This window comes from Fundicoccus culcitae, assembly GCF_024661895.1.
Lineage (GTDB): Bacteria > Bacillota > Bacilli > Lactobacillales > Aerococcaceae > Fundicoccus_A > Fundicoccus_A culcitae.
This window is the reverse complement of record NZ_CP102453.1, coordinates 1,641,429-1,667,908: the sequence shown is the minus strand read 5'-3', so window position 1 is coordinate 1,667,908 and position 26,480 is coordinate 1,641,429. Positions and strand designations below refer to the sequence as shown.

Below are 26,480 nucleotides of genomic sequence, written 5' to 3'. Positions count from 1 at the left end.
GAAAGTGGCTAATGTTTAGTCGCACTCCTCGTGAGTGCGTGGATTGAAATAGTCAAGACGTCGCGAGAAGGAATCATTGGAGGCGTCGCACTCCTCGTGAGTGCGTGGATTGAAATAATGATGTCTTCAATATCTTTTTCGCCCCTAAAACGTCGCACTCCTCGTGAGTGCGTGGATTGAAATAATCAATCACTCAAATAATCATTCACTCAACCAAAAAGTCGCACTCCTCGTGAGTGCGTGGATTGAAATTAATCAAGGGTATGCAACAGTTTCGTACACTTGGGTCGCACTCCTCGTGAGTGCGTGGATTGAAATAATGTATCGCGATCAAAAAATTCAAAGCCTTAACAGTCGCACTCCTCGTGAGTGCGTGGATTGAAATCTAAATTAACAATAACAGATTTTGTCGCTTTATTGTCGCACTCCTCGTGAGTGCGTGGATTGAAATCTCTCAATTGAAAGAGCGTTTCAGTGTTGCCAAGTCGCACTCCTCGTGAGTGCGTGGATTGAAATTTAGAGCCTTACAGACAACTGAGGTGGTCGTGATGGTCGCACTCCTCGTGAGTGCGTGGATTGAAATGTACACCCTCGCTCGTCAAATTCAACCCAGCGACGTCGCACTCCTCGTGAGTGCGTGGATTGAAATCCAACTCATGCCGATAGGATAGCGATACCTTAACGTCGCACTCCTCGTGAGTGCGTGGATTGAAATGATTTGATTGCGGAGTATATCCGCACGCCAGTCGGTCGCACTCCTCGTGAGTGCGTGGATTGAAATTAATTCCTTTAATGATACTTTTTTGGCTTGCTTCTGTCGCACTCCTCGTGAGTGCGTGGATTGAAATTTTACCTTTATATATCCAACACTTATGCTTGCCACGTCGCACTCCTCGTGAGTGCGTGGATTGAAATCTACGGAAGGTATCGAAGAATTAATTCCACTAGAGTCGCACTCCTCGTGAGTGCGTGGATTGAAATAGGTAATTACGGGGTATTTGTGGAAACACAACATGTCGCACTCCTCGTGAGTGCGTGGATTGAAATAGATGACAACATAGATGGCGTACCATCGTCTGTGGTCGCACTCCTCGTGAGTGCGTGGATTGAAATTCTGGTCGCTGCGGTCGCTGGTAACCTATCTACTCGTCGCACTCCTCGTGAGTGCGTGGATTGAAATATCAGTAGCTGTGTCAATGTAATTAGCTGTTTCATGTCGCACTCCTCGTGAGTGCGTGGATTGAAATAGACATCGGACAAGCGCTTAATGATAAATATACCGTCGCACACCTCGTGAGTGCGTGGATTGAAATAAAAAGGAAAAGTGAAAACGGTGGTGAAGATGTTGCTCGTCGCACTCCTCGTGAGTGCGTGGATTGAAATTGTCCGATAGCTTGACTGAGAGTATCAAAAGTTAGTCGCACTCTTCGAGAGTGCGTGGATTGAAATCTGAAATTGCTGATTCTAAAGTAACTGATGATGGTCGCACTCCTCGTGAGTGCGTGGATTGAAATAGGATTACCCCCGCACTTGCGGGAAAGAATCAAATCGCACTCCTTGTGAGTGCGTGGATTGGATTATTAATAAATTGAGAACAAACAGGAAGACTATTTGTTATACTCCAAAAAGCATTAAAATTAGCTACTTTATTCTTGTTAAAACAATCAAAAGGAACAGATTATTATATTAACCAACAAACAAATGATAATTTTAACGCGATTTTACAAGCATTCGAACGCGAACTCAAACAAATTTTGACCATCGAACGAGTGATACGAGGTAGGTTGTGATATGCTCTCTCAAAACAGAATAAAGCTCCTAAACGCTGATATCATAACGTTTAGGAGCTTTATTGTTTTTTAAAAATGTAAAAATCAGGAAAAATCCTTCGTTATAAATTACCTTTTTGTTAGTCATTTCAACACTTTCCCTCAATTTGTCATTAAGTTTTAAGTTTCTATGAATAGCTGGAGTTGTTATTCCTAAGTTAAAAGCTGTAAACAAGTTAAAGATATTTACAGGGTCATTCACCTCACATCCCCTCAATCGCCTTAACAAACTTCTTCACACCATCACTCGCTTTCTTGGAATATATCAACCCATAAGGGCTTTTGGCGCCATCCCAGTCCAATGGAAGGGTCACTAAAGAAGGGTGGATGCTCTCCCAACCGTCCAAGGTTAACAAAACATTGCCAGTTTGTTCACAACGATTAAAGACCTCCAAATCATAGTAAAATGGTGTATCCTCAATGATGATTTCGGGAAAATTTTGCTCAATGTGTTGTCGCAACTGGTCATTGCTATAACTATTACCTGCTTGCACCATCATTAAAGTCTCGCCTCGTAAATCTTCCAACTGAATCAAATGTTTATCAGCTAGAAGGTGATTACTCGGCACGGCACAAGACAGTTTTAGCTCTCCCAATTTGTACAAATTACAATAGGTCAACCATTCTCGGGCATCGCAAGCCCCTACGATAAAATCGAAATCGGATCCCATTGTTTTGATTGTATCCATAATGGTAATATGATCATCTTCAAAAGGGACGACTTGTAGTTTAAATTGCGGGTAAACTTTATTCAGTTGGTTCCACAAAGGGATAAAGGATTTCACGGGGTTAAGAAAGGAGGTCCCAATCCGAATGACAAAAGGCGAGTCCGCTTCGATTTGGCGGGCTTTTTGGATAGCTTGCTGCGAAAAAACGACCATTTGTTTGGCGTCATCGTAGTAGGACTCGCCCGCAAGTGTTAATGTTACTCCTTGGCTTGACCGTTTGACTAAAATGACGCCTAGCTCATCTTCCAACAAATTCATCTGCTTCATGACTGCTGTTGGCGAAATGAACAATTTTTCAGCTGCTTTATTAAAGCTCTTTTCTTCAACCACTTTAATAAATACCTCTGTTTGACGACTATGCATCGTAGCACCTCCGTATAAACTTTTAGTTAACACCACTTTAACTTTTCTGAGATTCTAAGTCAATATTAAAGTCAGTATACTATAAATAGAAAGGGGAGCTTTAATTGGAAAAGCAGAATTACTATGAAACTATCTAAGTCAGCCGTTGTCATTGGAGCCTCTTTATCTGGCTTATTGACAGCTTTAGCTTTAGCCAAAGTCGGTGTGCCTGTCACTGTCCTTGAACGTTCCAAGCCAATTCAACGTCGAGGGGCTACCTTATCTGTCGGAAATGGTATGAGAGATACTGATCCGATTGCAAATTATTTAAGGGCAGTAGCCGCTGGAAGTGAGGGTGGCGTCGAGTCCTGGCATGCCATTTACCGTCGTTTGCAAAAAGAAGCAGACCAACAGCGTTTAATTGATATTTATTATGAGACAGAGGTTGTCAGTGTGAGTCAGGATGATGGGGCTGTTTATGCTCAAACGGCATCCGGGATTGAGTTTCAAGGTGATCTTTTAGTGGGTGCTGATGGTGGTCGTAGTGTGGTACGGACTTTGGTTAATCCAGCCCATCCTTCGGCGGAGTTTGCGGGGTATTTATTATGGGTGGCTTTGGTAGAAGAAGCAGAGTTGCCTCAAGGAGTTCAATTAGCGCAAAATGTATCGGGTTTTAATATGTTTGATGGCGTGGGCGAAGACTTTTTGTTTGGTATGGTCACGGCTTCTTTGGACGGTTCGAGGCGCCCAGGGGATAGACTGTTAGGCTTGGCTTGGTATGACAATAGTTTTAATTCATTTTTGTATGCGAGTGGAGCGGTTAAAGATGGCGTGGTTCAGCGTACCTTAAATGGGAGTAGCATTAGCTCATCTGTATACGAAACGCTTTTAAAACGCTCATCCACTTTCCCTCAACCCTGGGCTTCGGCGGTTGAAATTGCGATAAAGCAACATTATTTAGTGGCTACACCGATTGCTGAATATGTTCCCACGCAATTGGTCCAAGGTAGAATGGGGCTTGTTGGCGACGCGGCGCATCTGATGACGCCGATGACCGCCGAAGGATTTAATTCGTCTTTGGATGATGCGACAATTTTGGCTCGGCAATTGGCAGAAAAGAGTTCTGTCCCAGCAGCTTTATTAGATTATCAATCACAACGCTTATCAGAGGTTAGACGTATCGTTCAATCGGGTCAGTCATTCAGTCGCAGTTTTGGAAAAAAAGAATAAAGGAGCAAAAATAATGGAATATGTAACATTAAACAACGGTGTTGAAATGCCGATTTTAGGTTTTGGTGTGTATCAAATTGAAGATGCAGCAGTCTGTGAAGAAAGTGTTTATCAAGCCTTAATGACAGGCTATCGTTCGATTGACACGGCGTCTGCTTATTTTAATGAAGAAGCGGTCGGACGTGCGATTACACGTAGCGGCATCCCGCGCGAGGAGTTATTTATTACTTCGAAGGTGTGGATTCAAGATTATGGTTATGAAGCGACGAAAAAGGCTTTTGAAACAACCTTGGAGAAACTGCAAGTGGACTATCTAGATTTATATCTTATTCACCAAGCTTTCAACGATTACTATGGGGCTTGGCGGGCGATGGAAGAATTGTATGAAGCAGGTAAAATTAGAGCCATTGGTGTTTGCAATTTCAATAGCCGCCAAATGGTTGATTTAGTGACTTACAATCGTATTGTACCGGCGGTGAACCAAATTGAACATAACCCACTCTTCCAACAAAATGAAATCAAACCTATATTGAAGAAATACAACATTCAATTGGAAGCTTGGGGACCTTTTGCGGAAGGGATGTTTGATATTTTTGACAATGAGATATTAAATCAAATCGGTCAAAAGTATGGTAAAACAGCTGCACAAGTGATTTTACGTTGGACCATCCAACTGGGTATTGTAACGATTCCTAAATCCGTCCACAAAGAACGGATTGAAGAAAACTTTGCTATTTGGGATTTTGAATTGACGCAGGCAGATATGGATCAAATTGCGACACTTGATTTAGGCAAAAGCAACATTATCGATCTTGATTCGGCGGAAACGATTGAAGCTTTAGCGAGTCTAAAAGTGCATTAAAGAAAGTGAGATGGCTATGATTACTTTGCGAGATGTTTCCGTTAATAATTTGAAAAACCTCTCAATCGATATCCCCCAAAATAAGGTTGTTGTTTTTACTGGTGTATCGGGCTCTGGCAAATCGTCTTTAGTGATGGATACGATTGGGGTAGAGGGACAAAGAGCAATGAATAAGACTTATCCGTTGTATTTACAAAATTTGATGCCACAATATGAACCCGCAAATGTTGGTGAGATAACGCATCTAACCCCGGTGATTATGATGGGGCAAGAAAGTTTAAGTCGTAATAGTCGTTCAACCGTTGGAACCATCACAGAGCTAGCTTCTATGTTTCGATTGTTATTTTCAAGAATGGGTCAGCCAAGTGCTGGTCCTTCTTCTGCCTATTCCTTTAATCATCCCATGGGCATGTGCCCTGAGTGTAGCGGTTTAGGCAATAAAATGGCCTTGGATATTGATCGGATCATCGATTGGGATTTAACCTTAAATGAAGGGGCCATAACATTTACGCCCTTTAGCAAACGCAACTGGCAATGGAAAATCTATGCCAATTCTGGAAAGTTTGATTTGGATAAGCCTTTAAAAGATTATTCACCGGAAGAGAAAGAGTTGTTGTTATATGGCAAAGGTTTTAAAGTCGAAGTGGCTAAAGAAGGGTCTTATTATACTGGGTCAGGTGTGGATTATGAAGGCATCGTCGACCGCTTTAACCGCCTTTACCTTCATCGTAATCAAGCTAAACTGAGTAAGTCTGTCCGCAAGGAAGTTGAAGAGGCCGTTTCCAGTCAAAAATGCCCTGTCTGTCATGGTAAACGGCTGAATGAGGCGGCTTTAAGTTCGCTCATTAACGAAAAAAATATCGCTGATTATTTTGACATGGATGGCGAGACCTTAATCGCTGAAGTTGAAACGATTGAAGGCACTTTAGTTAAAGGTTTGCTTAAAGAAATCAAGGCGATTTTGCAGCGAATCATCGATTTAGGGATGGGGTATTTACATTTAGGCAGAAATTCAGATACATTATCTGGCGGCGAACTACAACGTTTAAAACTCATTCAGCAATTAGGTAGCAACTTAAGTGGTTTAACCTATATCTTTGATGAACCGACACGAAGTTTACATGCTAAAGACGTTCAGAACATTCAACAACATTTATTTCAATTAAGGGATAAGGGCAATACGGTCTTGGTGGTTGAACATAATTTGCAAATGATTCAAGATGCTGATTGGATCATTGAGTTAGGACCGGCAGCTGGGGAACAAGGCGGAGAAATTATCTTTGAAGGCACTTTTGACGCCTTGTTAAATCAAGATACGCCCACGAGTCGGGCATTTAAGCAAAAGGTTACGTTAAATGGGGGTGCCAAAGAAGCGGAGACGCTTTTGACGGTTGAATCCCAGCCAGTACATAATTTAAAGGCGTTTAAGGTACACATTCCTGCGAATGCTTTGACGGCGCTTGTAGGGGTTTCGGGTTCAGGTAAATCAACCTTTATTAAAGAGATTGTGATGCAGCAATACCCAGATTTTAACTACATTGATCAACAACCGATAGGCAGTAATAGCCGTTCAACCATCGCAACCTATACAGGGGTGATGGATTCCATCAGGGATATTTATTCAAAAGTGAATAAAGTTAAAAAGGGCTGGTTTAGTTCGAATGCTGAGGGGGCTTGCCCGCATTGTCAGGGTAAGGGGGTTATCCAGCCCGATATGGCTTTTGCGGATAAAGTGACGATGGTGTGCGATAGTTGTCATGGCACGCGTTATCGTGAAGAAGTTTTACAGTATAGCTTTAAAGGCTATACCATTGTCGATGTCTTGAAGATGACGGCGAATGAGGCGATGCGTTTGTTTGCCGATTATCCTGCGATTGAGGGACGTTTGCAGTTATTAATGGATACGGGGATGGGTTATTTGCGTTTGGGTCAATCCACGGATCAATTATCTGGGGGTGAGCGTCAACGGTTAAAGTTGGCCAGTCAATTAAATAGTCGGGCGAGCGTTTTTATTTTAGATGAGCCCAGTGCCGGTTTGCATATCAGTGATTTAGAGCAATTGATGAAACTGTTCAATAAAATGCTAAGTCAAGGCCATACACTCATTTTGATCGAACACCAGTTACAGATCATTGCGCAAGCCGATTGGATCATTGAATTAGGACCCGGCGGTGGCAATCAAGGTGGCGAGTTAGTGTTCATGGGCACACCAGTGGAAATGCTTGACTTTTCGGCTTCACCGACAGGCAGTTGCCTTAAAAACTATGTAGGTATTCAAATTGAAGAAGGGCAATAATTATCATAAAACGCTTATTATTTACCTTGAAAAAAGTGGACCTCGATGATCGGGTCCACTTTTCATGTTAGGCTTTTTTCACAAATTCCGATTTCAATTTCATTGCGCCGAACCCTTCGATGTTACAATCGATATCATGCCCATCGGCGGGATCATGTATCAATTTTATGTTTTTAATCTTTGTCCCTTGCTTGATAGCTGATTTAGCGCCTTTTACTTTGAGGTCTTTGATAACCACGACACTATCGCCATCTTCTAAAGGATTACCGTTTGAATCGGTGATAGTTGCGGTGACAGACTCCTCGGATTGAGCATTTTGACTCCATTCATGTCCGCATTCGGGGCAAACATACATTTCTTGATCCATATAGGTATATACTGATTGGCATTGTGGACAGTTAGGTAATCGTTGTTCCATTTGCATTCCTCCATTCATCTACTACCTATCCTACCATACTTCTTCTGTAAAAATGAGACAAAAAAACAGACGACACAGGTGCCGTCTGTTAAGTAACCGAATTATTCTTCAGTATCGTCTGATGCAGCGTCACTTTCTGCTTCAGATTCAGTAGAGTCTGCTTCAGTTTCCGTTGTTTCTGTGTTTGATTCATCAGTCGTTTCTTCTGCGTCTGATTCCGTTTCAGCGTCTTGGGAATCCTCTGTTGCTTGGCTTTCCGTAACTTCTTCTTCATCACTAGCAGCGGGGTCTGTTTCTTCAGCTAATGCACTCAACTCGTCTTCTGTCACCCATTTGTGATTGATGACTAATTCGCCTGATTGTGTATCAACATAATCAATCATGTAGACAGTGACATCATTCACCGCTTCAATCGTAGCCATGGCGCCTTCCATGCCAGGCATATGATAGGCTTCTAAAGAAACTTCTGCTCCGACTTCAAAGGGAACCTCAGCTTCGTCACGGCTGTTCGTACCAGCGATTTCTTCGTGGACCACCCAACGATGATTTTCTACTATTTGACTACCATCAGTCGGTGTGTAGGTCACTTCATAGGCAACTGTATCAAAAGCTGCTACCACTACACCTTCAGCACCGTTCATACCGTCCATATGGTCAGCACTAACTACGACACTGTCACCGACTTTAAACGTTGGTTCGCGTTCAATCATGATGTTTGCCGGTAAACGGCCTTCATCATCATGTTCCATCATAGCGTGATCCATTTCAACACTTTCTACTGACTCGCTATCTTGAGCTATTGCTGTATGAATGGTTGGAACAGCCACTCCCAATAACAAGGCTGTCGACAAGACTAACGTTCCTTTTCCAATAAATTTTTTCATTAAATATCACTCCTTATATAACATTGTATATAATATTATGATGAAAAATCAAACGAAAACCCTCTGAATAAGTTTAAATAACCCATAAGAAATTAATTTTTATTTAAATAAATATCACTGCTTGAAGAATTTTTATAGGGCAGAGATATTTATTTGAAGTGGGTTGGTAAAATCGGTAGAATGAAAGAGAGTAAGAAAGGGTGATTTTATGGATTTAGGATTGCAAGGCAAAGTGGCGGTCGTGACAGGATCAAGTAAAGGCATCGGGCTTGCGACAGCCAAAATGTTGGTCGGTGAAGGGGCGGACGTCACTATTTGTGCGCGCAATTTAGATCGCTTAGAGGCGGCTAAGGCTGAAATATTAGCGGAAACGGGTAAAGAAGTTTTGGTGGTTGTAGCAGACATGACGATCGAAGCGGATTGTGAGCGTGTGATTGAGGAAACGGTAGAACACTTTGGACGCTTAGATATTTTAATCAATAACGCTGGGACGTCGGAGGCGCATCCCTTTGAAGAGGTAGACAATGCTTTGTGGCAAAAGGATTTGGATTTGAAATTGTTCGGTGCCATAAATACCACCCGAGCCGCTGTTCCGCATATGCGTCAGGTCGGTGGCGGTGCGGTGGTGAATTTAACGGCGGCAGCTGGTAAGACCCCAGGAGCAAAGTCGTTTCCAACGTCCATTAGTCGCGCGGCCGGTTTAGCTTTAACCAAGGGTTTGAGCAAAGAATTCGCGGCCGATAATATTCGTATCAATGCGGTCTGTATTGGTCTTATTCGCAGTGATCAAATTGAGAAGAAATGGCAGAATGAGCGGCCTGATTTGACTTGGGAAGAGTATTCGGCTTTGGATAGTCATGAGATTCCTATGGGTCGCATAGGCGATACCGTTGAAGCGGCGAAGGTAATTACCTTCTTGGCGTCATCTGGTGCATCCTATGTGACGGGAACGTCAGTGAATATAGATGGTGGGAAAGTGGCGGTGTTATAGCCAGCCTGTAAAAGGGAACCTCTTATTAGCGAAGGAGGTTCTTTTTTGCTTGAGGCAGAGGGATTTATTGGAGGGGGATATGCGGATTAAGTGGTTAGAATGGGCGCAACAGTTGCAGGCGATTGCGCAGGCGGGGTTGACGTATTCCAAGGACGTGTATGACTTGGAGCGGTTTGAGATGATTCGCGATTTGAGTGTGGAAATAATGGAGGAATACACGCAGGTGGATCCGACGGTCATTCGTGAGTTGTTTGCGAGTGATACAGGCTACGCAACACCTAAGGTGGATGTGCGTGGCGTCGTTTTCCAAGACCGACGGATTTTGTTGGTGAAGGAAACGGCGGATGGCAAGTGGTCCGTGCCTGGTGGCTGGGCTGATGTTGGCTATTCTGCTAGTGAGGTGGTGGTCAAAGAGGTGCAGGAGGAGTCTGGCTTTGTTGTTGTGCCACGACGAGTGATTGCAGTGATGGATCGCGCCCGCCATCCGCATCCACCACACGCCAATTATATTTATCGGATTTTCTTTTTGTGTGAGCTTGTCGGCGGGCAGGCGAGTGAATCGATTGAAACATCCGACGTTGGCTTTTTTGAGCGTCATTCCTTACCCGAGTTATCCATCGGCCGCATAACGGAATCCCAAATTGACATCCTGTACCGCTACTTAGACGACCCAGACGCCCTGGCTTATTTTGATTGATGGTATGAGGGGGTGGGGTTTCGGTGAGCGGGACTTAATGGCGTGATAAGTGAAGAGAGTGAGAGTCGGCAAATTGGGGGATATGCTGAAAATTACTGAAATGCCGGACGTCGATATGTCGGGAAGACCGGCAAAGTTAAATGGCGGACGACGTCAAGAATCGAAGTCCGGCAAATCGTGGGATATGCTGAAAATTGCCGAAATGCCGGACGTCGATATGTCGGGAAGACCGGCAAAGTCAAATGGTGGACGTCGTCAAGAATCGAAGACCGGCAAATTGGGGAATATGCTGAAAATTGCCGAAATGCCGGACGTCGATTTATCGGGAAGACCGGCAAAGTCAAATGGCGGACGTCGTCAAGAATCGAAGTCCGGCAAATCGTTGGAAATGCTGAAAATTGCCGAAATGCCGGATGTCGATATGTCGGGAAGACCGGCAAAGTTCATTGGCGGACGTCGTCAAGAATCGAAGTCCGGCAAATTGGGGGATATGCTGGAAATCGCTGAAATGCCGGACGTCGATTTATCGGGAAGACCGGCAACGTTAATTGCCGGACGTCGTCAAGAAACGAAGTCCGGCAAATCGTTGGATATGCTGAAAATTGCCGAAATGGCGGACGTCGATTTGTTGGGAAGACCGTCTAACCGTCGGATTTTAGCAGCACTTACACGACATCCCCATTCCCTACACCATATGTTTAAAATAATAAATCGCCAATTGTGTCCGGTCACGCAACTCCAATTTTTCCAACACCGCCGACAAATAATTGCGAATCGTCCCCTCGGTGAAATGCATCTTCTCAGCAATCTCCTTGTTGTTCAACCCTTCAGCCACCCACTGGATCAACTCAACTTCTTTTGTCGACAAGTCAACCGCATCCAATCCCTGTCTGGCAACATTCCCTTGAACGTGATGTTCCTGGGACAAATACGCAGGCACCTTGGCAATAATTTCATCCCCGTAAACATGTTGCCCATTAGCGACCGCTTCAATCGCCGGAATCAAACTTTCATAGTCTGTTTTCAATAAATACCCCTTAGCCCCTAATTTTAAAGCTTCCACAATATAATCATCTTCCAAAAAAGTTGTTAAGTAGATAATCCTTACCTCAGGATACAAACTAAGTAAGGCTTTCCCGGCTTCAATCCCATCCATTTCTGGCATACGAATATCCATTAAGATGACATCAGGCCTTGTTTCAGGATACAGCCTTAAGGCGTCTTGGCCATTATGCCCCACGCCAACTACCTTGAAAGGTTCGGCAAGCCCTTTGGTGGCCATTTCAATAATCGTCTTGATACCCGCGGTTACCATAGCGTCATCGTCAATTACCAATACTTTCATCTAATCCACGTCCTCCGTTTTAGGTATTGTAATAAATATCCGGAATCCTCTTTCATGATTGATATGTATATTTCCATCGAGTTGATGAACACGTTCTTCAATATTTAATAAACCAATCCCTCTATGGGGATTGCCCGCAGCCGATTCACTAAGCGTCGAACCATTATCCGAAATTAACAAAGACCATTGGGTAGGTAATTCAAGAAAGCGAATCGTTACATGCGTCGCGTTGGAGTGCTTATTGATGTTGGTTAAAGCTTCTTTCACGATATTAACCATTGAATGTGCCGTCTGTGTGTCAAGCGGGCTTTCGTTACTATAAGTATAATGAACAGGCGCTTTTGTAAAACCGTCAATTAAATGTTGGATTTCACTTTCTAAATCAATAGTTGATTCACGCTCCGTATGAATGACCGCACGCACATTCGTCATTGACGTATTGAGAACCTCCTTAATTTCCCGCAAAGACAGCTTTAGCTGCTCATCTTCGACCACATACTCCAATGCCCCCAGTTGAATAATAACCGAACTCAATTGATGGCCCAATATATCATGAATCTCACCAACAATCCGTCGACGTTCATTATTAATCGACGATTGAATCCGATCATCTTGTAAGGCCACTAAATGTTGCTGTTCTTGTTTAAAGCGCTCATTAACATGCCGCAAGCTATTTAGTTCAGAAAAATAAGCTGTTTGTTGTTGCGAGGCCGATAGCATTAACGCATGCAAAAACGCACAAATCAACGACAAACCCCCAATGAAAAACAAAATAAATACCTCTATATTCAAAAAGAGACCCAAAACGGAAAAGAGGATGACTAATGTTACACGATTCAATGCTTTTATTGGAATATCATAGAATAAAACAGGCAAAAAGACATAAAAATAAGGTAAAAAGTAACAAATAATAGCAAAAAGAACCACATAAATCCATGTAAATATCGCTTCGTTGCGATTGGATACTTCGCTTTCCCAATGTTTATCGCTTTGACCATATAAGCGCAAGTAATAGATGGCGGAAATAACAACAATAAGGGCTAATTCAACCACCGGAAAAGCAGAGGTATTTATTGAAAGAAGATAAAAAAACAGGCTGATAACGAGGGTTAAGCGAATGATGAGTTCTGACCACTGATTCATTTTTCCCGCCTCCTTAAGGATATAGTAGCATTTTTTGATGACGAATGTCATCGACTTCATTGACATTTTGCAATGGGATTGGAAAGTTTAGCATGGGATAATATAACTATAAAACAAATGGAGGGCTGCGTCATGATTGTTCAATTAGATAATATTGTAAAACGCTATAATGATTTGGTAGCTTTAGATCACTTTTCGATGAATGTTCAAGAAGGCGAGATTTATGGATTGCTGGGACCCAACGGAAGTGGGAAGACAACTGCGATTAATTGTATGTTGGCGCTCCTGCGTTATGATGAAGGTAGTGTGCATATTTTTGGGGAAAAAATGCATCCAACCAATTACAATGTGAAAAAACGCATTGGTTTAGTGATGCAAAACATTGGTGTCTATGATGAATTATCGGTGGTTGAAAATTTAGATTATTTTTGTGGTTTGTATATTAGCGATAAACAAACCCGTAAACAGTATGTGGATGAAGCCATTGAATTTGTTGGTTTAGAAGATTTCCGCAAATTTCGGCCTAAAAAACTATCAGGTGGGTTACTGAGACGTTTGAATTTAGCCTGTGGGATTGTGCATAAGCCAGATTTAATTGTGCTGGACGAACCTACGGTTGCCGTTGACCCGCAGTCGCGTAACCGGATTTTAGATGGGATAAAGGATTTAGCCGCTCAAGGGAAGACGATTATTTATACGACACATTATATGGAAGAAGTGGAGTACTTATGTGATCGTTTGACAATTCTTGATCGGGGTAAGGAAATCGTGACGGGAACTAGTAGTCAAATTAAAGAAATGTCGAGTCATGGTGAGGTGGTGACCTTGGAAGTTGCGCACTTAACCGAAGCAACACAAGTTAAGATTAAAGCGATCCCGCAAGTGTCGCAATTTATTTATGAACCGGGTAATGCGGTGGTGCATTTTGAAAAAGGTCAAAGTCATCTAACTAAATTACTAACGGTTTTAGATGAGGAAGCCGTCAATATTATTAATTTAAGTGTTCAAAAACCTACATTAAATGATGTCTTTCTGGAAATTACAGGTAAGGAGTTGAGGGACAATGTTTAGCCATTTATTACGTTATACTCCGCGCTTAATGTATCGTGATCGCCAAGGGGTCTTGTTTGGCATTTTATTTCCCTTTGCTTTTGGCTTAATTTATTTATTGGTTTTTACGGGTTTGTTATCAGGTGGAACAACTTTGGATGTCATTCCCATCGCCATGGTGTTTAATGGGAGTGCTGAAGAAGTGACGAGTATACAAGCGAATTTAACAGCTATCGCCGTGGAAGGTGAAAAAAGCGATGGAAAGATTGTTTTAAAGGACGATGTCGAAGAGGAACCGCTGATGGCTTATGTGGTTGTGGATGATTTGGCAGCCGGTCAACAATTAGCTCAAGATGGTGTCGTTGATGCAACCGTGATTGCTGATGCCACCCAAGACGGGGTGTCTTTTAGTTTAGAAGTCGCTCCAGCTGCTATTAACGATTTCACTTCTTCAATTATCTATTCTGCCTTTAACTCGTATACGTCTATCACCGCGGGTTATACGACCGCTTTTACCAATATTGCTAATTCAGAGGATCCGGTTAATTCACTCGTTCAAGTGACCAACCGGGCGGAAGCATTTCAAGCCAATCCGGAATTAATTGTCAACGCCAGGTCTGAAAGTGGTACTACCAGTACGTCAATTTACTTTTATTCTGCGATTGCTTATTTGTGTATTTTCTTTATGTCAATCGGGGTTAATATGATTACGGAAAATGAAGCGATTCATTCGACGCAAGCATTAAGAGCAACGGTATCACCTGTTCCTAAAATTAAACGCTTTTTAGCCACCTTTATTTCATGGGGATTGCCATCGTTAGCGATTGTTTATGCCGTGATTGCCATCTATTACTTTAATGGTGTGCCATTAGGCTATCATTGGGGAAGAATCATTGCGATTGTTACCTTAGGTGTCCTAGTTGGTTTATTAATGGGGACGGCTATCGCTGGTGTGTTTAAACGGCACAGTGGAGTCACCGTAGCTATTTCAATTGGTTTACCGCTGATGTTTGGTGCCTTTACCGGTATGATGTCCAACGCACTAAAGATATTTATTAATGATAATGCGCCGTGGTTTAATAAAATAAATCCTGTTGCTTTGATCAATGACGGGATTTTTTATCTCAATACCTATCCGACATTTAAGCAGTATAACGAAAATTTACTCATTCTAGCTATCATGGCCGTTGTGTTGTTTGTTATTACAATTGTTAGCTTAAGGAGGACGGATTATGCAAGTCTTTAAACTGTTTTATAAGTTGTTGCGCGCCAACCAGGCTGCTATCATCTCTTACTTCGTCCTGTTAATGGCGATAACCATACCGATTAATCGTGTCTACGAAAGTGAATTAAATACCGAATTTGTTGTGGAAGAAAGTCGGATAGTGATATTTAATCACGATGAAGGGAATGTCTTTTCACAACATTTAGTGGATTATTTAGACAGTCATGCTGAACTTGTGGATATTGAAGAGAGCCGTGAGGCGATTGCCGATGCTTTCTTTGATGAAAAAATTCAATATGTTTTGACGATTCCTGAAGGTTTCGGTGATAGTTTAACCTTTGGAACGGAGTATACGATTCCATTGGAAAAAGAAGTGACGAACTCACAAGCGGATGAAGCGTTTGTGGATACGATGTTGACGTCCTATATAAATAACGCCCGTGTTAATGCAGGTAATCTAGCGACAAATCCTTCCGATGAACAAATCGCTGAGTATTTCAGTATTTTGGATGAAACCTTGGATACTTCCATTGATATTATGCAAGCAGAGGTTGATGGTGATTTGGCACGACTAAGCGCTTTTGGAGGTTTTTATACGCATTATGCGAGTTATATTTTCATCACTACTTTCATTACGACCTTTGGCTATGCGATTATCGCCATGCGCAATCCTGAAATTGTCAAACGTGATCGAATGGGGCGTTTATCGGAGGGGAACCGCTTATTCCAATCTATTTTAGGGAGTCTATCTTTCGCCTTGCTTTACTGGTTCTTTTTAATGTTAGTTGCTTACTTCATGTACGGACCAAACACGCTCTTTTCAAGACAAGGCTTGCTTATTCTCTTGTCGAGTTTCTTATCCTGTTTTGGTATTCAGGCGATGTCCTACTTTATTGTGACGATATCGCCAAATAAAGGGATTATTAATTTTATGTCTACCTTTATTGGCTTGTTCGTGGCGTTTGCGAGTGGCTTGTTTGTCCCTCGTCAGTTTGTTTCACCCATTATGCAACAAATTGCCATGTTAGCATCGCCGTTTTGGCAAGTGCGAGCCGATGAGATTATTTTAAGCAATCCAGCGTTGTCGAATGGTGGCGCGCAAGATTTGCTGACTTTCTTTGGCATTCAGATTTTGTTGATTGCCGCTTATTACGCCTTAAGTTTCATGGTGCAAAGTTATCGCAGACGGCAGAATATTTATTTGGCTTAGTGGTTGACGGAGGTATAGTGGGCAGAGTGAATGGTTGGGAAATGGAAGATTGTCACGCTTACTTTGTTATTTGATGGAGCGCTCGACAAGTTGATAGAAAAATGTCGCGCGCTCACAGTCCACGCGACAAATTGGCGAGGAGTTGTCGCGCGCTGGGTAATTACCCTGCAATTTAACCGATAAATTAAGAAATAAAAATGAATTTAGTGAAAAGCCGGACGACATTTCCGACTGATGTCCGCCAACCGCCTTTGCCGGACGACAACGAGAAACGACGACCGGCAACAGGGAAAAACTCGTTGAATTCATAGAAAAGCCGGACGACATTTCCGACTGACGTCCGCCAACCCCCTTTGCCGGACGACGTCAAGAACTGACGACCGTCAACAGGGAAAAACTCGTTGAACTCATGGAAAAGCCGGACGACATTTCCGACTGACGTCCGCCAACCCCCCTTGCCGGACGACATCAAGAACTGACGACCGGCAACAGGGAAAAACTCGTTGAACTCATAGAAAAGGCGGACGACATTTCCGACAGACGTCCGCCAACTGCCTTTTCCGGACGACATCAAGAACTGACGACCGGCAACAGGGAAAAAACCGTTGAACTCATGGAAATGGCGGACGACATTTCCGACTGACGTCCACCAACCGCCTTTTGCCGGACGACATCAAGAACTGACGACCGGCAACTGAGTAAAAATATAGGAAATTGTAAGCATGAAGGAAAATCCTAGCTACTATTAACTGTCAGCATTTCAACATGAACGGGAGATAACCTTCCATCACCACTCCACAGCTTAAAAAGGCTGAGATTCCTCTCGCGATAAGCATTACCCCGATTCCACCCACTCAACATGAAAATTCACAACAAAAAAGAGTGCTAGGAGCACTCTTTTTCAATTAATACTTAAAATTGTGAACTAAACACAGGCATATCGCGATCTTCGCCATAATCCTCAATCATTGGAATTTGGTTTAAGGTTTCCATATCAGCATCAGAAATCGTGAAGTCTAATTCTGCATTATCTTTAATGTGATCTTTGTTGGTAGATTTTGGTAAAGCAACCATACCTAATTGGATAACATAACGGATACTTAATTGGGCAGGCGAAACATCATATTTAGCAGCCGTCTCTTGGACGGTTGGATGATGTAAAATCGCACCATGGGCAATTGGGGAGTAGGCTTCAACAACGATGTTATTTTCTTGTGAAAAAGCGACTAACTCATTAGGAACATTGGAAATATGCGCTAGGATTTGGTTAACCATTGGTTTAACCTTAGCGTTCTTTAATAAGTTATCTAAATCAACTTCCTCAAAATTAGAAACACCAATCGCCCGCAATTTACCAGCTTCTAAAGCTTCTTCTAAAGCTCGCCACGCCTCTAAATTCCCTTCGAAATAATGGTCGTCACCTCTAAAATCGGCCCAAGGTTGTGGACTGTGAATGATCATTAAATCAATGTAATCCATATCCAAACGAACTAAGGCTTTATCAATCGCCACTTTAGCACTTTCATAGTCCTTCTTTTCAGCGGCTAATTTAGTCGTAATAAATAATTCTTCTCTAGGCACACCGGATGCTTTAACGGCTTTGCCTACACCCACTTCATTGTGATAAGCAGCCGCCGTATCAATATGACGATAGCCCAGTTCGATAGCGTCTTTGACAGGTTGCACCACCGCGTCGTCGTCGATCATCCAAGTACCAAAACCAAGCATAGGCATCACGACACCATTTGCTAACGTGACCGTTTCTGTAAATACCATAATAAATTTCCCCTTTCAGTATTTACTTTAATTATAAACTACACACCACCAACAATAAATATCATTGCTTCAAATCTTAATGGTTATTTCGCATAAGTATTATTCCAAATAGCTATAAAATGCATGCAGAAAAACCATTTGAGCAGAAAATTAATCGTTATTGCAAGCAAGGTAACAGTGATATTTATTAGAAGGAAAAAGGGTTTTCTTAAGGAATTCGTATAAAAAAGTTAGCAAAAAGTTTGTAAAAAAAAGGCGCTTTGGGGTTGACATGTAAGCGGTTAACTAGTATACTGTAGTTAGTAAAGAGAGAGATGCACTGTAGTAAAGATTAGCGTTTCACTCTTTACACAGAACCTCTTAGGTTCGATAGCAACAAAAGAAGTTTGTTGCTAAGCGCAAAAGGCTCCTATCGTTGATATCAGAATAATCATAAACGGATTCTGCGAAAACCAAGCAGATTAATGATTATCGTTAGAATAACGCTGATATAGAGGGAAGCGTTATAATCGAAAAATTATAACCCAACGATATAGAAGAGTGCGCAAGAGTAGTGTGATTCGAAAAAACGAAAAAAGCCAATGCTTATAAGAATAGGAAAACGGCTTGAAGACCCGTTTATCCTAATAATTTCCAAAAATAGAATCACACTACTAGTTTTATTAGGGAAGGACGAAATGTCCTTCCTTTTTTTGTGGCTTTAGAATAAGGCGAATGGTTTTATATTGAGTCGACAACGTGTTAACCTATATGATGACGATGTTGTTAAATTGACAGAAAGGATAAAGGTGACTAGGTGACTGAAAGAAAAGTGAAAATCAGTGAAGCAGCCTTGGATGTTTTGATTGGGTGGGGGGTTGATACCATTTACGGTATTCCATCAGGAACACTCAGTTCTTTAATGGATGCACTCGATGCTAAACAAGATAACATTCAATTTATTCAGGTGCGACATGAAGAAACGGGTGCATTAGCTGCCTCGATGCAAGGAAAATTCGGAGGAAGTTTAGCCGTTTGTATTGGATCAGGTGGACCAGGTGCGACGCATTTGATTAACGGGTTATATGATGCTTCGATGGATCGTATTCCAGTAGTAGCCATTTTAGGTGCACGTCCTGAAACTGAATTAAATTTAGATGCCTTCCAAGAATTAAATCAAAATCCAATGTATGAAAACATTGCCGTTTATAACAAACGGGTAGCCTATCCAGAGCAATTGCCTAAATTAGTTGATGAAGCAGCCCGCCATGCAATTGCTGATCGTGGGGTAGCCGTTTTAGAAGTCCCTTCAGATTTTGGTTTTGAAGAAATAGCTGCTGATGCTGTGTATTCTTCAGGATCAAGTCGTCGCCAGTTGCGCTTAGCGGATGCAAATGAAGCAGATATTGATGCCGCGGTTGCATTACTTAACCAGTCGCGTCGCAGTGTTATTTATGCCGGCATTGGAACGATGGGGCATGGCGATAAAGTGGTCGCTTTGTCACAAAAAATAAAAGCGCCAGTTATTACAACGGGCAAAAACTTTGAAACTTTTGAGTGGGATTACGAAGCGTTATTAGGTTCAACCTATCGCGTAGGCTGGAAGCCAGCGAATGAAGCAATCCTTGAGACGGATACCGTCTTATTTATAGGCTCGAACTTTCCCTTTGCAGAAGTGCAAGGGACCTTTAAAAATGTTAAGCATTTTATTCAAGTGGACATCGATCCAGCAATGTTAGGCAAACGCCACAAAGCCGATGTTGCCATTTTGGGCGATGCGGGTCAGGTATTGACGCGTTTAATTGAAAAAGTGGATGCGCGTGAGGCAGATGGTTGGTGGCGTGCGAATCTGGCGAATGTTAAAAATTGGCGGGAGTTTATGAATAAATTGGAGCAAAAGGAATCCGGTCCTTTGCAATTTTACCAAGTCTACCATGCAATCAATAACCATGCAGATGAGGATGCGATTTATTCGATTGATGTGGGGAATTCAACACAAACATCAGTGCGGCATTTACATATGACACCTAAAAATATGTGGCGGACGTCGCCCTTGTTTGCAACGATGGGCATTGCTTTGCCAGGGGGAATTGCCGCTAAACGGACATATCCAGACCGCCAAGTTTGGAATTTGATTGGCGATGGCGCCTTTAATATGAGCTATCCAGATGTTGCGACGAACGTGCAATACAATTTACCCGTCATTAATATTGTCTTTTCAAATACTGAGTATGCTTTTATCAAAAATAAATACGAGGATACGAATGAAACGTTATTTGGGACGGACTTTATGGATGTCGATTACGCTATGGTTGCGGAAGCGCAAGGTGCGGTGGGTTATACTGTTGATCGTATTGAAGATATTGATGGTGTGATAAAGCAAGCTGTGGCAGATAATAAAAAGGGTCGTACGGTGGTGGTGAATTGTCGGATTACCAAGGAACGGCCGATTCCAGTTGAAACGTTGAAATTAGATCCTAAGTTTTATAGTGAGGAAGAGATTCAAGCTTACCAGGAGCGGTATGAAGCGGAAGATTTAGTGCCGTTTAGATTGTTTTTAGAGGCTGAGGGGTTGGGGTCGAAGGTGGAATAGGACTTGCAAAACGCGTTAGGGTAAATGAAAATACCCTAACGCGTTTTTACTCTTTATTCCACGATCATCGCTTTGAATTGCTGAATTTCATCCGCTGAATAACCTAATGCCACAAAATATGCTTCAAAGGAAAGATATTTATTTAAAATATATTCATAAGCCATGATAATGTTTTGTGGATGCGATTGAATCATATTCATCGTGTACTTTGTATCTAGATGTTTAAAGTCTGACATAATATTGGTGTAAGTAACTTCATAGTTAGTAACGATATCTTGTAAACTAACCCCAGCAATACCTAAGATTAATAACGCAACGACACCTGTCCGGTCTTTGCCTGCACTACAATGGAATAGTAAGGTGCCTTCTTTATGATTTAAAACAATATCCATGATGGACTTAACAGCCTCATGATGACTAAGTAAATAGGTATACATTTTACCTAAGGCAAATTCTTCATTAGCCAATTGAGGCATTGAATTTATATCTTTAATGGATTCTTTCTGCATGAAATTTTGATGATAATAAGCGACATTATCATCATCGCTAAATGGATTAGGTTGTTTGTTAATTTCTTCTGTTGTGCGTAAGTCGATAATTGTTTTCAAACCATAGTCTATGAGGAATTGAATATCATCTGCAGTACTATTGGACAACTGACTTGATCGCAAGAAATTATGCCAACGCGTCACCTTTCCATCTGCTGTCGCATAGCCACCCATTTCACGGCAGTTATTGACGGCTTGCAAAGGTAAACGTACATAATTAGTTGTTATCATTTAATTTCTCCCTTATTGTTGTTGTGATTAGTTCAAGTAAATACATCAAAATAAATATAAACACGACAATCGTCGTAATGTCTTTGTATTGATACGTTCGTTGTGCATTCGAAAGCAGCAAGCCAATTCCAGCGATACCAATGGTACCCATGGAAATCGATAAATTAACAGCTTGTTCAATTTCTAAGGTCGTCCATGAGATAAAACCCGAAAAAACAGTGGGTAACAAACCGTGTATAACGATACCAAACCAAGAAGATCCTGTTGAACGGATTGCTTCAATAACGTTATTTCCGGAGCTTTCAATAACTGAACTAAACGTTTTGGTTAAAAAGCTGACGCCAGCGATAATAATAGAAATCAAACCACTGGTATTTCCGAATCCGATAGATGCAATAACAATAATCGTTAAGATTAATGAAGGAATCGATCGAATGATAGCAACAATTCCTTTTATCAAACCGCTCAAAATCTTTGAAGGCGCAATATTATCGGCAGCTAGAAAGGCTAATACAAATGAAATCAAGACCGAAACAAATACACCAATAACAACTAGAAAAAAGGTGGTTGCGAAACCTTTCATTAAGTCAACTAATAGGTTGAAATTAAAGCCCATCATCCTAGCTATTACTTTAGGGGTATTCTCAAGACGTGAAAAAAAGCGATTAAAATCTAGATCTAGAAAATACAAACTGATAAAGAAAGAACCAATTATTAGAAAGCTCCATAAAAACAGTTTAAATTTGTTGCCATTTTTCGATAAAGGTATTTTTTTCATGATAGCTCCTTTTTCCCTTATTTGAGTTTCGTTCTTAGTTTGTTAGTTGCATATTCTGTAATTAAGACGAGAATAATGATATAGATAACCATGGCCATGGCTTCTTGATATTTAAATAAGTTAATCCGTGTCTGAATTAGAATACCTATACCCCCAGCACCCACCAAACCTAGTATGGATGAAGCTCTGACATTGATTTCAAAGGCAAAGAGGGTCCAATTAATCCAATCGGGTAAGAACATCGGAACGATAGCATGATAGATAATTTGTGATTTAGATGCACCGTTAGCAATCATCGGTTCGAGTTTACCTTGCGGAATATCGTCAATGGAATCTGCATAAGATTTACTAAGAAAACCAATGGTGTTAATGACTAAAGCGATAATCGCAACTAATGATCCAATACCGAATATATATACGAGGGTAGACGCCCAAATAATAACCGGGACATTTCTTAGGAATGAGACAATACCTCGAACGATAAGTCGAATAGGTTGAATCGGATTTAAGCGTTTAGACATTAATATGCCAAATATTAAAGCAACAATAGATGAAATGATAGTAGCTACATAGGCGTATAAGATGGTGTCAATTAAATCAGGTAAAATTAAAAAGAACTCTGAGAAATTCGGCGGGAAGAAACGTGTAAAGAAAAACACCAAAAAATCAGGAATAACCGTGACTAAATCAATCAAAGAAATATCTAAATAGACCATCCCGCTTATGACTAGGAAGAGAAGAATGCCAATAAAGACGAAAACTTTCGTCGAATTCTTGCTCTTCATTGTTTGCGTTTGGGCTTGAATTTGGTTCATTAAACGATTCACCTCCTAAGCCATTTGACTAGCAAACGTTCCAAAAACAGACTCATTGATTTTATCGCCATAAATCTCTTCAGTAATATCATCAGTCAAATAATCAGGATGATCGTCAAAGACAACCTCACCTTTTTTAATACCGATAATCCGTGTAGCGAACTCTTTGGCAATCGCTACTTGATGAAGATTGACGATGGATGTCACACCATATTGGTTAGACAAATTAAATAAATATTCCATTATCAACCGTGAAGTAGCTGGATCTAATGATGCGATGGGTTCATCTGCTAAAAGTAATTTAGGTGATTGCATTAAAGCTCGACAAATCCCTACCCGTTGCATTTGACCACCTGAAAGTTCGTCCGCTCGTTTATATATGTGTTCACCTAATCCGACTTCTTCTAATAAATTAACGGCTCTTTGTTTATCTTCTTCAGTGAAACGACCGAATATGGAATCAAAGGCTGATATCTTCCCGAGTTGGCCGTTTAAAACGTTTTTTAAGACGTTGGAGCGTTCAATTAAATTATAATCTTGAAAGATCATACCGATGTTGGAACGTGCAGCCTTTAGTTGATTGGTATTTGCTTGCAGTAAGTCGTCACCATCAAAAATAATTTCTCCGCCAGTAGGCTTAACCAACAAATTGATGAAACGAATAAAAGTTGATTTACCAGCACCCGAAGGCCCAATGACAACGACAAATTCATTTTTATTAAACGTTAAGTTAATATCTTTTAAAACATTCACCTTACCATCATAGGACATGGTAAGGTGACGAATATCGAGTAATGAATTATTCAATAGCCTTCCTCCGCTTAGTTTCCTTCATTGACTAAATCTAGAATTTCTAAAGTTGGAGCATAGTATGTTTCGTCAATGGCTACAAAACGTGTTTCAGCATCACCGTATAAAGCTTCAAAGTATTCTCCATTGTCAAAAGAAAGGAATGCATCTTGTACAGCTTGTTTAAAATCTTCCGGTAAATCACCACGGATAACAAAAGATGGATTTGGAATATCTACAGAACGACCAATGACTTTGATGGAATCTTCTTCGATGACACCTGCTTCGGTAAGACCAGCGATGATTTGAGCAGCAACTGCAGCGGCATCATAATCTCCCATCGAAACGCCTACTACCGAATTATCGTGACCACCCGAAAAGACAACATTTTCAAAAAAGTAACCTGATTGTTCGATCCGTTCATTTTCTAATCCTAATTCCATTAACAACGTTGCTTTAGGATAGACATAACCTGAAGAAGAAGCAGCATCTACGAACGCAAAACTTTTGCCTTCTAAATCTTCAAGAGAGTTAATTTCATCATTATCGCTTTGAGTAATAAATACCGTATAATAATCACTATCACTTGAGTTAGTTGCGAATAATTCAGCATTGGCTTTTTCTGAAGACTGAGCGTAACTTTGAGGAGAAACTAATAAAATATCAATTTGACCAGAAGCTAATGCTTCAATCCCTACAGCATAACTTGTTCCAGAAGTCACTTCATTAACTTTAATGCCTAATTCTTCCGCTAAATGTTCACGGAATTGTGTGTGTAAACTTGGTGTATTTGGATTACTTTCATCAGGAACTTGAACAATCGTAATTTCTTCTGGCCAATCAGCGTGATCTTGTGCGGCGATTTGTGCAGTGGGTGCCGTAGCTAAAGTAAAAGTAGCCAAGAATGATGCGATAATTTTTTTCATTTATAAAATCCCTCTCATTAGGTTTGTTTTTAAGTTTTTTTAATGGGCGTATAGTCATCGGCGTGTTTAAATCCTGCGTCCTCCTTCAGGCAATATAATAAATCTAATTGGATAAAATATCCATAAATTTTATGTAAAAAGAATGTAAATTCCATGTAAAGGATATAAACCTTGATAAAACAGTGTTTCTAAAAAGCGAAAAATGAATTTTTGAATAAATTTTTGAATTATTTTTGTTTGTATGGATAAAATATGCTAAAATCCATCTTAAAATAGCATTTGTTTTTCGACAAAAAAGAGGAGAACCCCAATGAATTCATCCCCCTTAAATTTGATAATGTCTTATTTACCTTATCTGAAGAAAACGGAAAAGAAAATCGCCAATTATATTATTCAGAACTATGAAGCGATTATTGATATGAAAATAACGGAATTATCTGAAAAAATTGAAGTGTCACAATCTTCAATTACACGCTTTACTCAGAAATTAGGTTACGATGGTTATAAGAACTTTATCATTGCCTGCGCTGCTGCCCCACGTAATAAAAATACAACAACCTTTGATGAAATGGTGACAGATGATTTATCCTTATCCAATATTCTTAAATCGTATGAAATAAATGTTTTAAAAAGTTTAGAAAGTAATATTACTGAATTAAATTATGACGAAATTGATAAAGTTGCGAAAGTCTTACTTGAAGCTGATTATGTCGTGATCGTTGGAGCAGTATTTTCAGGGAGTTTAGGCTACAATTTTTATCTCAAGATGAGGACCATTACGCGAAATGTTTATTATGTAGATGATACCTTTGAGACGCATTTAACAGGTAAGACTTTGACGAAGGGAGCTGTTGTCTTAGCAATATCCCAGACGGGAACGTCAGAACCTTGCTTGGAAATGATAAACTATGCTAAATCTGCTGGAGCAACGGTCGTTTCATTAACAGCTAGTTATAATAATCCTGTTTATAATCAATCCGATTATGCGATAGTTCCTATTTCTACCTTGCAACATTTCGGGGCGAAATATGTATCAACTGAGGTCATGTTCAAAATCATATTAGATAGCATGTATATTTATATCGATACATACTACGAGAAACATTCATTAAGTCATCACCCATTATTTAAAGCGACTAATTTTGAAAGTGAAGATAGAGAGAAATAGACTGTTAAAAAAGTGCTAGTTGTTATAACCTTTCGGCAATAACAACTAGCATTTTGTTCACTCTAACACTCTCAGATAATCATCCCTACCCATGCAACGCAAACCCCTTCAACATCTTATCCACATGATTCTTCTTGCCACGCATACCAATCCCCACCAAATTCAACTCGTCAGTTTCAAATTCAGCAATCGAAGCACGGTTATCTTCATCATTATACGTTTTAAAGATTTCTTCCGTAAAAATCGTCAAAACCACATCCTTCGTCAAAGCTTTAGTCAACAAAGCCTTCAAGCTTTCTTTATCTGCCGTATGAATCATAATCGGTTGACGTGACATGGGCAAATACTCAACCCCACTTTTATCTACATAAGGCTGACCCACAACGGGCTGTGTTCCCGCAATCCCGCTCATTAAAAATGCGGTCACATTTAATTCTTGCCAACTTTCCAAATCATCTCTTAAAACAATGGCTAATTTTGTATCAAATTTCATCAATAATTCCTCCTAAATTGTCAAGCAACGATATTTATTTTGGGTTTTATGGTAAAATTATCCCACAAATAGTCTGTTTAGTGAAATTGAATTAATCGATAGACCGATTCAAAATTATTGAATCCAAGGAGGAA

General features: G+C 40.8%; 25 protein-coding genes and 1 CRISPR repeat array (1 of these 26 only partly in view). Of the genes, 11 read left to right on the top strand and 14 right to left on the bottom strand.

The window, feature by feature from the left end:
* A CRISPR array of direct repeats spans positions 1–1,579; the repeat unit is 32 nt; unit sequence GTCGCACTCCTCGTGAGTGCGTGGATTGAAAT; it reaches 9,584 nt to the left of the window's first position.
* A 239-nt stretch (positions 1,580–1,818) separates the two neighbouring features.
* A complete protein-coding gene (locus NRE15_RS07475) occupies positions 1,819–2,031 on the bottom strand; it encodes a hypothetical protein (protein WP_313792266.1) in 213 nt (70 codons plus the stop codon).
* A gap of 1 nt (position 2,032) precedes the next feature.
* On the bottom strand, positions 2,033–2,920 hold the full coding sequence (locus tag NRE15_RS07470; protein ID WP_313792265.1) for a LysR family transcriptional regulator: 888 nt from the start codon (positions 2,918–2,920) through the stop codon (positions 2,033–2,035).
* Between the two features lie 123 nt (positions 2,921–3,043).
* Here NRE15_RS07470 and NRE15_RS07465 point away from each other — a divergent pair, with 123 nt between their 5' ends.
* From NRE15_RS07465 to NRE15_RS07455, 3 genes are read left to right on the top strand one after another with little or no spacing between them, the layout of a single operon-like run.
* Positions 3,044–4,129: an FAD-dependent monooxygenase gene (locus tag NRE15_RS07465; protein ID WP_313792264.1), complete on the top strand. Its 1,086-nt coding sequence runs from the start codon at positions 3,044–3,046 to the stop codon at positions 4,127–4,129.
* A 13-nt stretch (positions 4,130–4,142) separates the two neighbouring features.
* Positions 4,143–4,991, top strand: coding sequence for an aldo/keto reductase (locus tag NRE15_RS07460; protein WP_313792263.1), 849 nt, complete (start codon positions 4,143–4,145; stop codon positions 4,989–4,991).
* 16 nt (positions 4,992–5,007) lie between these two features.
* The gene (locus NRE15_RS07455; RefSeq protein ID WP_313792262.1) at positions 5,008–7,287 is read left to right on the top strand and encodes an excinuclease ABC subunit UvrA; all 2,280 of its coding nucleotides are present in this window, start codon (positions 5,008–5,010) and stop codon (positions 7,285–7,287) included.
* A gap of 67 nt (positions 7,288–7,354) precedes the next feature.
* Here NRE15_RS07455 and NRE15_RS07450 read toward each other — a convergent pair whose 3' ends face one another.
* The gene (locus tag NRE15_RS07450; RefSeq protein ID WP_313792261.1) at positions 7,355–7,705 is read right to left on the bottom strand and encodes a zinc ribbon domain-containing protein YjdM; all 351 of its coding nucleotides are present in this window, start codon (positions 7,703–7,705) and stop codon (positions 7,355–7,357) included.
* 101 nt (positions 7,706–7,806) lie between these two features.
* Positions 7,807–8,589 (bottom strand): YdhK family protein, encoded by a 783-nt coding sequence (locus tag NRE15_RS07445; protein ID WP_313792260.1) that lies wholly within the window; start codon positions 8,587–8,589, stop codon positions 7,807–7,809.
* 208 nt (positions 8,590–8,797) lie between these two features.
* Between NRE15_RS07445 and NRE15_RS07440 the strand changes: the two genes are divergently transcribed.
* The 3 genes from NRE15_RS07440 to NRE15_RS07430 all read left to right on the top strand — a co-directional run bounded on the left by NRE15_RS07440 (position 8,798) and on the right by NRE15_RS07430 (position 10,784).
* Positions 8,798–9,580 (top strand): SDR family NAD(P)-dependent oxidoreductase, encoded by a 783-nt coding sequence (locus NRE15_RS07440; protein WP_313792259.1) that lies wholly within the window; start codon positions 8,798–8,800, stop codon positions 9,578–9,580.
* 79 nt (positions 9,581–9,659) lie between these two features.
* Positions 9,660–10,277, top strand: a complete 618-nt coding sequence (locus NRE15_RS07435) for an NUDIX hydrolase (RefSeq protein ID WP_313792258.1) — start codon at positions 9,660–9,662, stop codon at positions 10,275–10,277.
* Positions 10,278–10,454: 177 nt separating this feature from the next.
* The gene (locus NRE15_RS07430; protein WP_313792257.1) at positions 10,455–10,784 is read left to right on the top strand and encodes a hypothetical protein; all 330 of its coding nucleotides are present in this window, start codon (positions 10,455–10,457) and stop codon (positions 10,782–10,784) included.
* 178 nt (positions 10,785–10,962) lie between these two features.
* On the opposite strand, the gene NRE15_RS07425 is transcribed toward NRE15_RS07430, so the two are convergent.
* Both NRE15_RS07425 and NRE15_RS07420 read right to left on the bottom strand, forming a co-directional pair.
* Positions 10,963–11,622 carry a response regulator transcription factor gene (locus tag NRE15_RS07425; RefSeq protein ID WP_313792256.1) on the bottom strand — a complete coding sequence of 220 codons (660 nt, stop codon included), beginning with the start codon at positions 11,620–11,622 and terminating at the stop codon, positions 10,963–10,965.
* Entirely contained in the window at positions 11,623–12,765 is a 1,143-nt protein-coding gene (locus NRE15_RS07420; protein WP_313792255.1) for a sensor histidine kinase, read from the bottom strand.
* A gap of 132 nt (positions 12,766–12,897) precedes the next feature.
* On the opposite strand from NRE15_RS07420, the gene NRE15_RS07415 reads away from it, so the two are divergent.
* From NRE15_RS07415 to NRE15_RS07405, 3 genes are read left to right on the top strand one after another with little or no spacing between them, the layout of a single operon-like run.
* A complete protein-coding gene (locus NRE15_RS07415) occupies positions 12,898–13,836 on the top strand; it encodes an ABC transporter ATP-binding protein (RefSeq protein ID WP_313792254.1) in 939 nt (312 codons plus the stop codon).
* Entirely contained in the window at positions 13,829–15,061 is a 1,233-nt protein-coding gene (locus NRE15_RS07410) for an ABC transporter permease (RefSeq protein WP_313792253.1), read from the top strand. Before NRE15_RS07415 ends, NRE15_RS07410 begins: the two co-directional genes overlap by 8 nt.
* A complete protein-coding gene (locus NRE15_RS07405; protein WP_313792252.1) occupies positions 15,048–16,250 on the top strand; it encodes an ABC transporter permease in 1,203 nt (400 codons plus the stop codon). The genes NRE15_RS07410 and NRE15_RS07405 overlap by 14 nt, the downstream gene beginning before the upstream one ends.
* Before the next feature lie 184 nt (positions 16,251–16,434).
* On the opposite strand, the gene NRE15_RS07400 is transcribed toward NRE15_RS07405, so the two are convergent.
* Together NRE15_RS07400 and NRE15_RS07395 are read right to left on the bottom strand one after the other, a co-directional pair.
* Positions 16,435–16,821 (bottom strand): hypothetical protein, encoded by a 387-nt coding sequence (locus tag NRE15_RS07400; protein ID WP_313792251.1) that lies wholly within the window; start codon positions 16,819–16,821, stop codon positions 16,435–16,437.
* A 341-nt stretch (positions 16,822–17,162) separates the two neighbouring features.
* The gene (locus tag NRE15_RS07395) at positions 17,163–18,026 is read right to left on the bottom strand and encodes an aldo/keto reductase (RefSeq protein ID WP_313792250.1); all 864 of its coding nucleotides are present in this window, start codon (positions 18,024–18,026) and stop codon (positions 17,163–17,165) included.
* Positions 18,027–18,822: 796 nt separating this feature from the next.
* Here NRE15_RS07395 and spxB point away from each other — a divergent pair.
* Positions 18,823–20,598: a pyruvate oxidase gene (spxB, locus tag NRE15_RS07390; RefSeq protein WP_313792249.1), complete on the top strand. Its 1,776-nt coding sequence runs from the start codon at positions 18,823–18,825 to the stop codon at positions 20,596–20,598.
* Between the two features lie 53 nt (positions 20,599–20,651).
* Here spxB and NRE15_RS07385 read toward each other — a convergent pair whose 3' ends face one another.
* The 5 genes from NRE15_RS07385 to NRE15_RS07365 are packed head-to-tail and all read right to left on the bottom strand — an operon-like array spanning position 20,652 to position 24,685.
* A complete protein-coding gene (locus NRE15_RS07385) occupies positions 20,652–21,377 on the bottom strand; it encodes a tyrosine-protein phosphatase (RefSeq protein WP_313792248.1) in 726 nt (241 codons plus the stop codon).
* A complete protein-coding gene (locus NRE15_RS07380) occupies positions 21,364–22,155 on the bottom strand; it encodes a PhnE/PtxC family ABC transporter permease (protein WP_313792247.1) in 792 nt (263 codons plus the stop codon). The genes NRE15_RS07385 and NRE15_RS07380 overlap by 14 nt, the downstream gene beginning before the upstream one ends.
* A 17-nt stretch (positions 22,156–22,172) precedes the next feature.
* On the bottom strand, positions 22,173–22,970 hold the full coding sequence (phnE, locus tag NRE15_RS07375; protein ID WP_313792246.1) for a phosphonate ABC transporter, permease protein PhnE: 798 nt from the start codon (positions 22,968–22,970) through the stop codon (positions 22,173–22,175).
* A gap of 15 nt (positions 22,971–22,985) precedes the next feature.
* Positions 22,986–23,777 (bottom strand): phosphonate ABC transporter ATP-binding protein, encoded by a 792-nt coding sequence (gene phnC / locus NRE15_RS07370; RefSeq protein WP_313792245.1) that lies wholly within the window; start codon positions 23,775–23,777, stop codon positions 22,986–22,988.
* A gap of 14 nt (positions 23,778–23,791) precedes the next feature.
* Positions 23,792–24,685 (bottom strand): phosphate/phosphite/phosphonate ABC transporter substrate-binding protein, encoded by an 894-nt coding sequence (locus NRE15_RS07365; protein WP_313792244.1) that lies wholly within the window; start codon positions 24,683–24,685, stop codon positions 23,792–23,794.
* Positions 24,686–24,995: 310 nt separating this feature from the next.
* Between NRE15_RS07365 and NRE15_RS07360 the strand changes: the two genes are divergently transcribed.
* Complete coding sequence (locus NRE15_RS07360; RefSeq protein ID WP_313792243.1) at positions 24,996–25,853, top strand: MurR/RpiR family transcriptional regulator; 858 nt, start codon at positions 24,996–24,998, stop codon at positions 25,851–25,853.
* An 85-nt stretch (positions 25,854–25,938) separates the two neighbouring features.
* Here NRE15_RS07360 and NRE15_RS07355 read toward each other — a convergent pair whose 3' ends face one another.
* Positions 25,939–26,346 (bottom strand): DUF2000 domain-containing protein, encoded by a 408-nt coding sequence (locus tag NRE15_RS07355; protein ID WP_313792242.1) that lies wholly within the window; start codon positions 26,344–26,346, stop codon positions 25,939–25,941.
* Positions 26,347–26,480 lie beyond the last annotated feature (134 nt).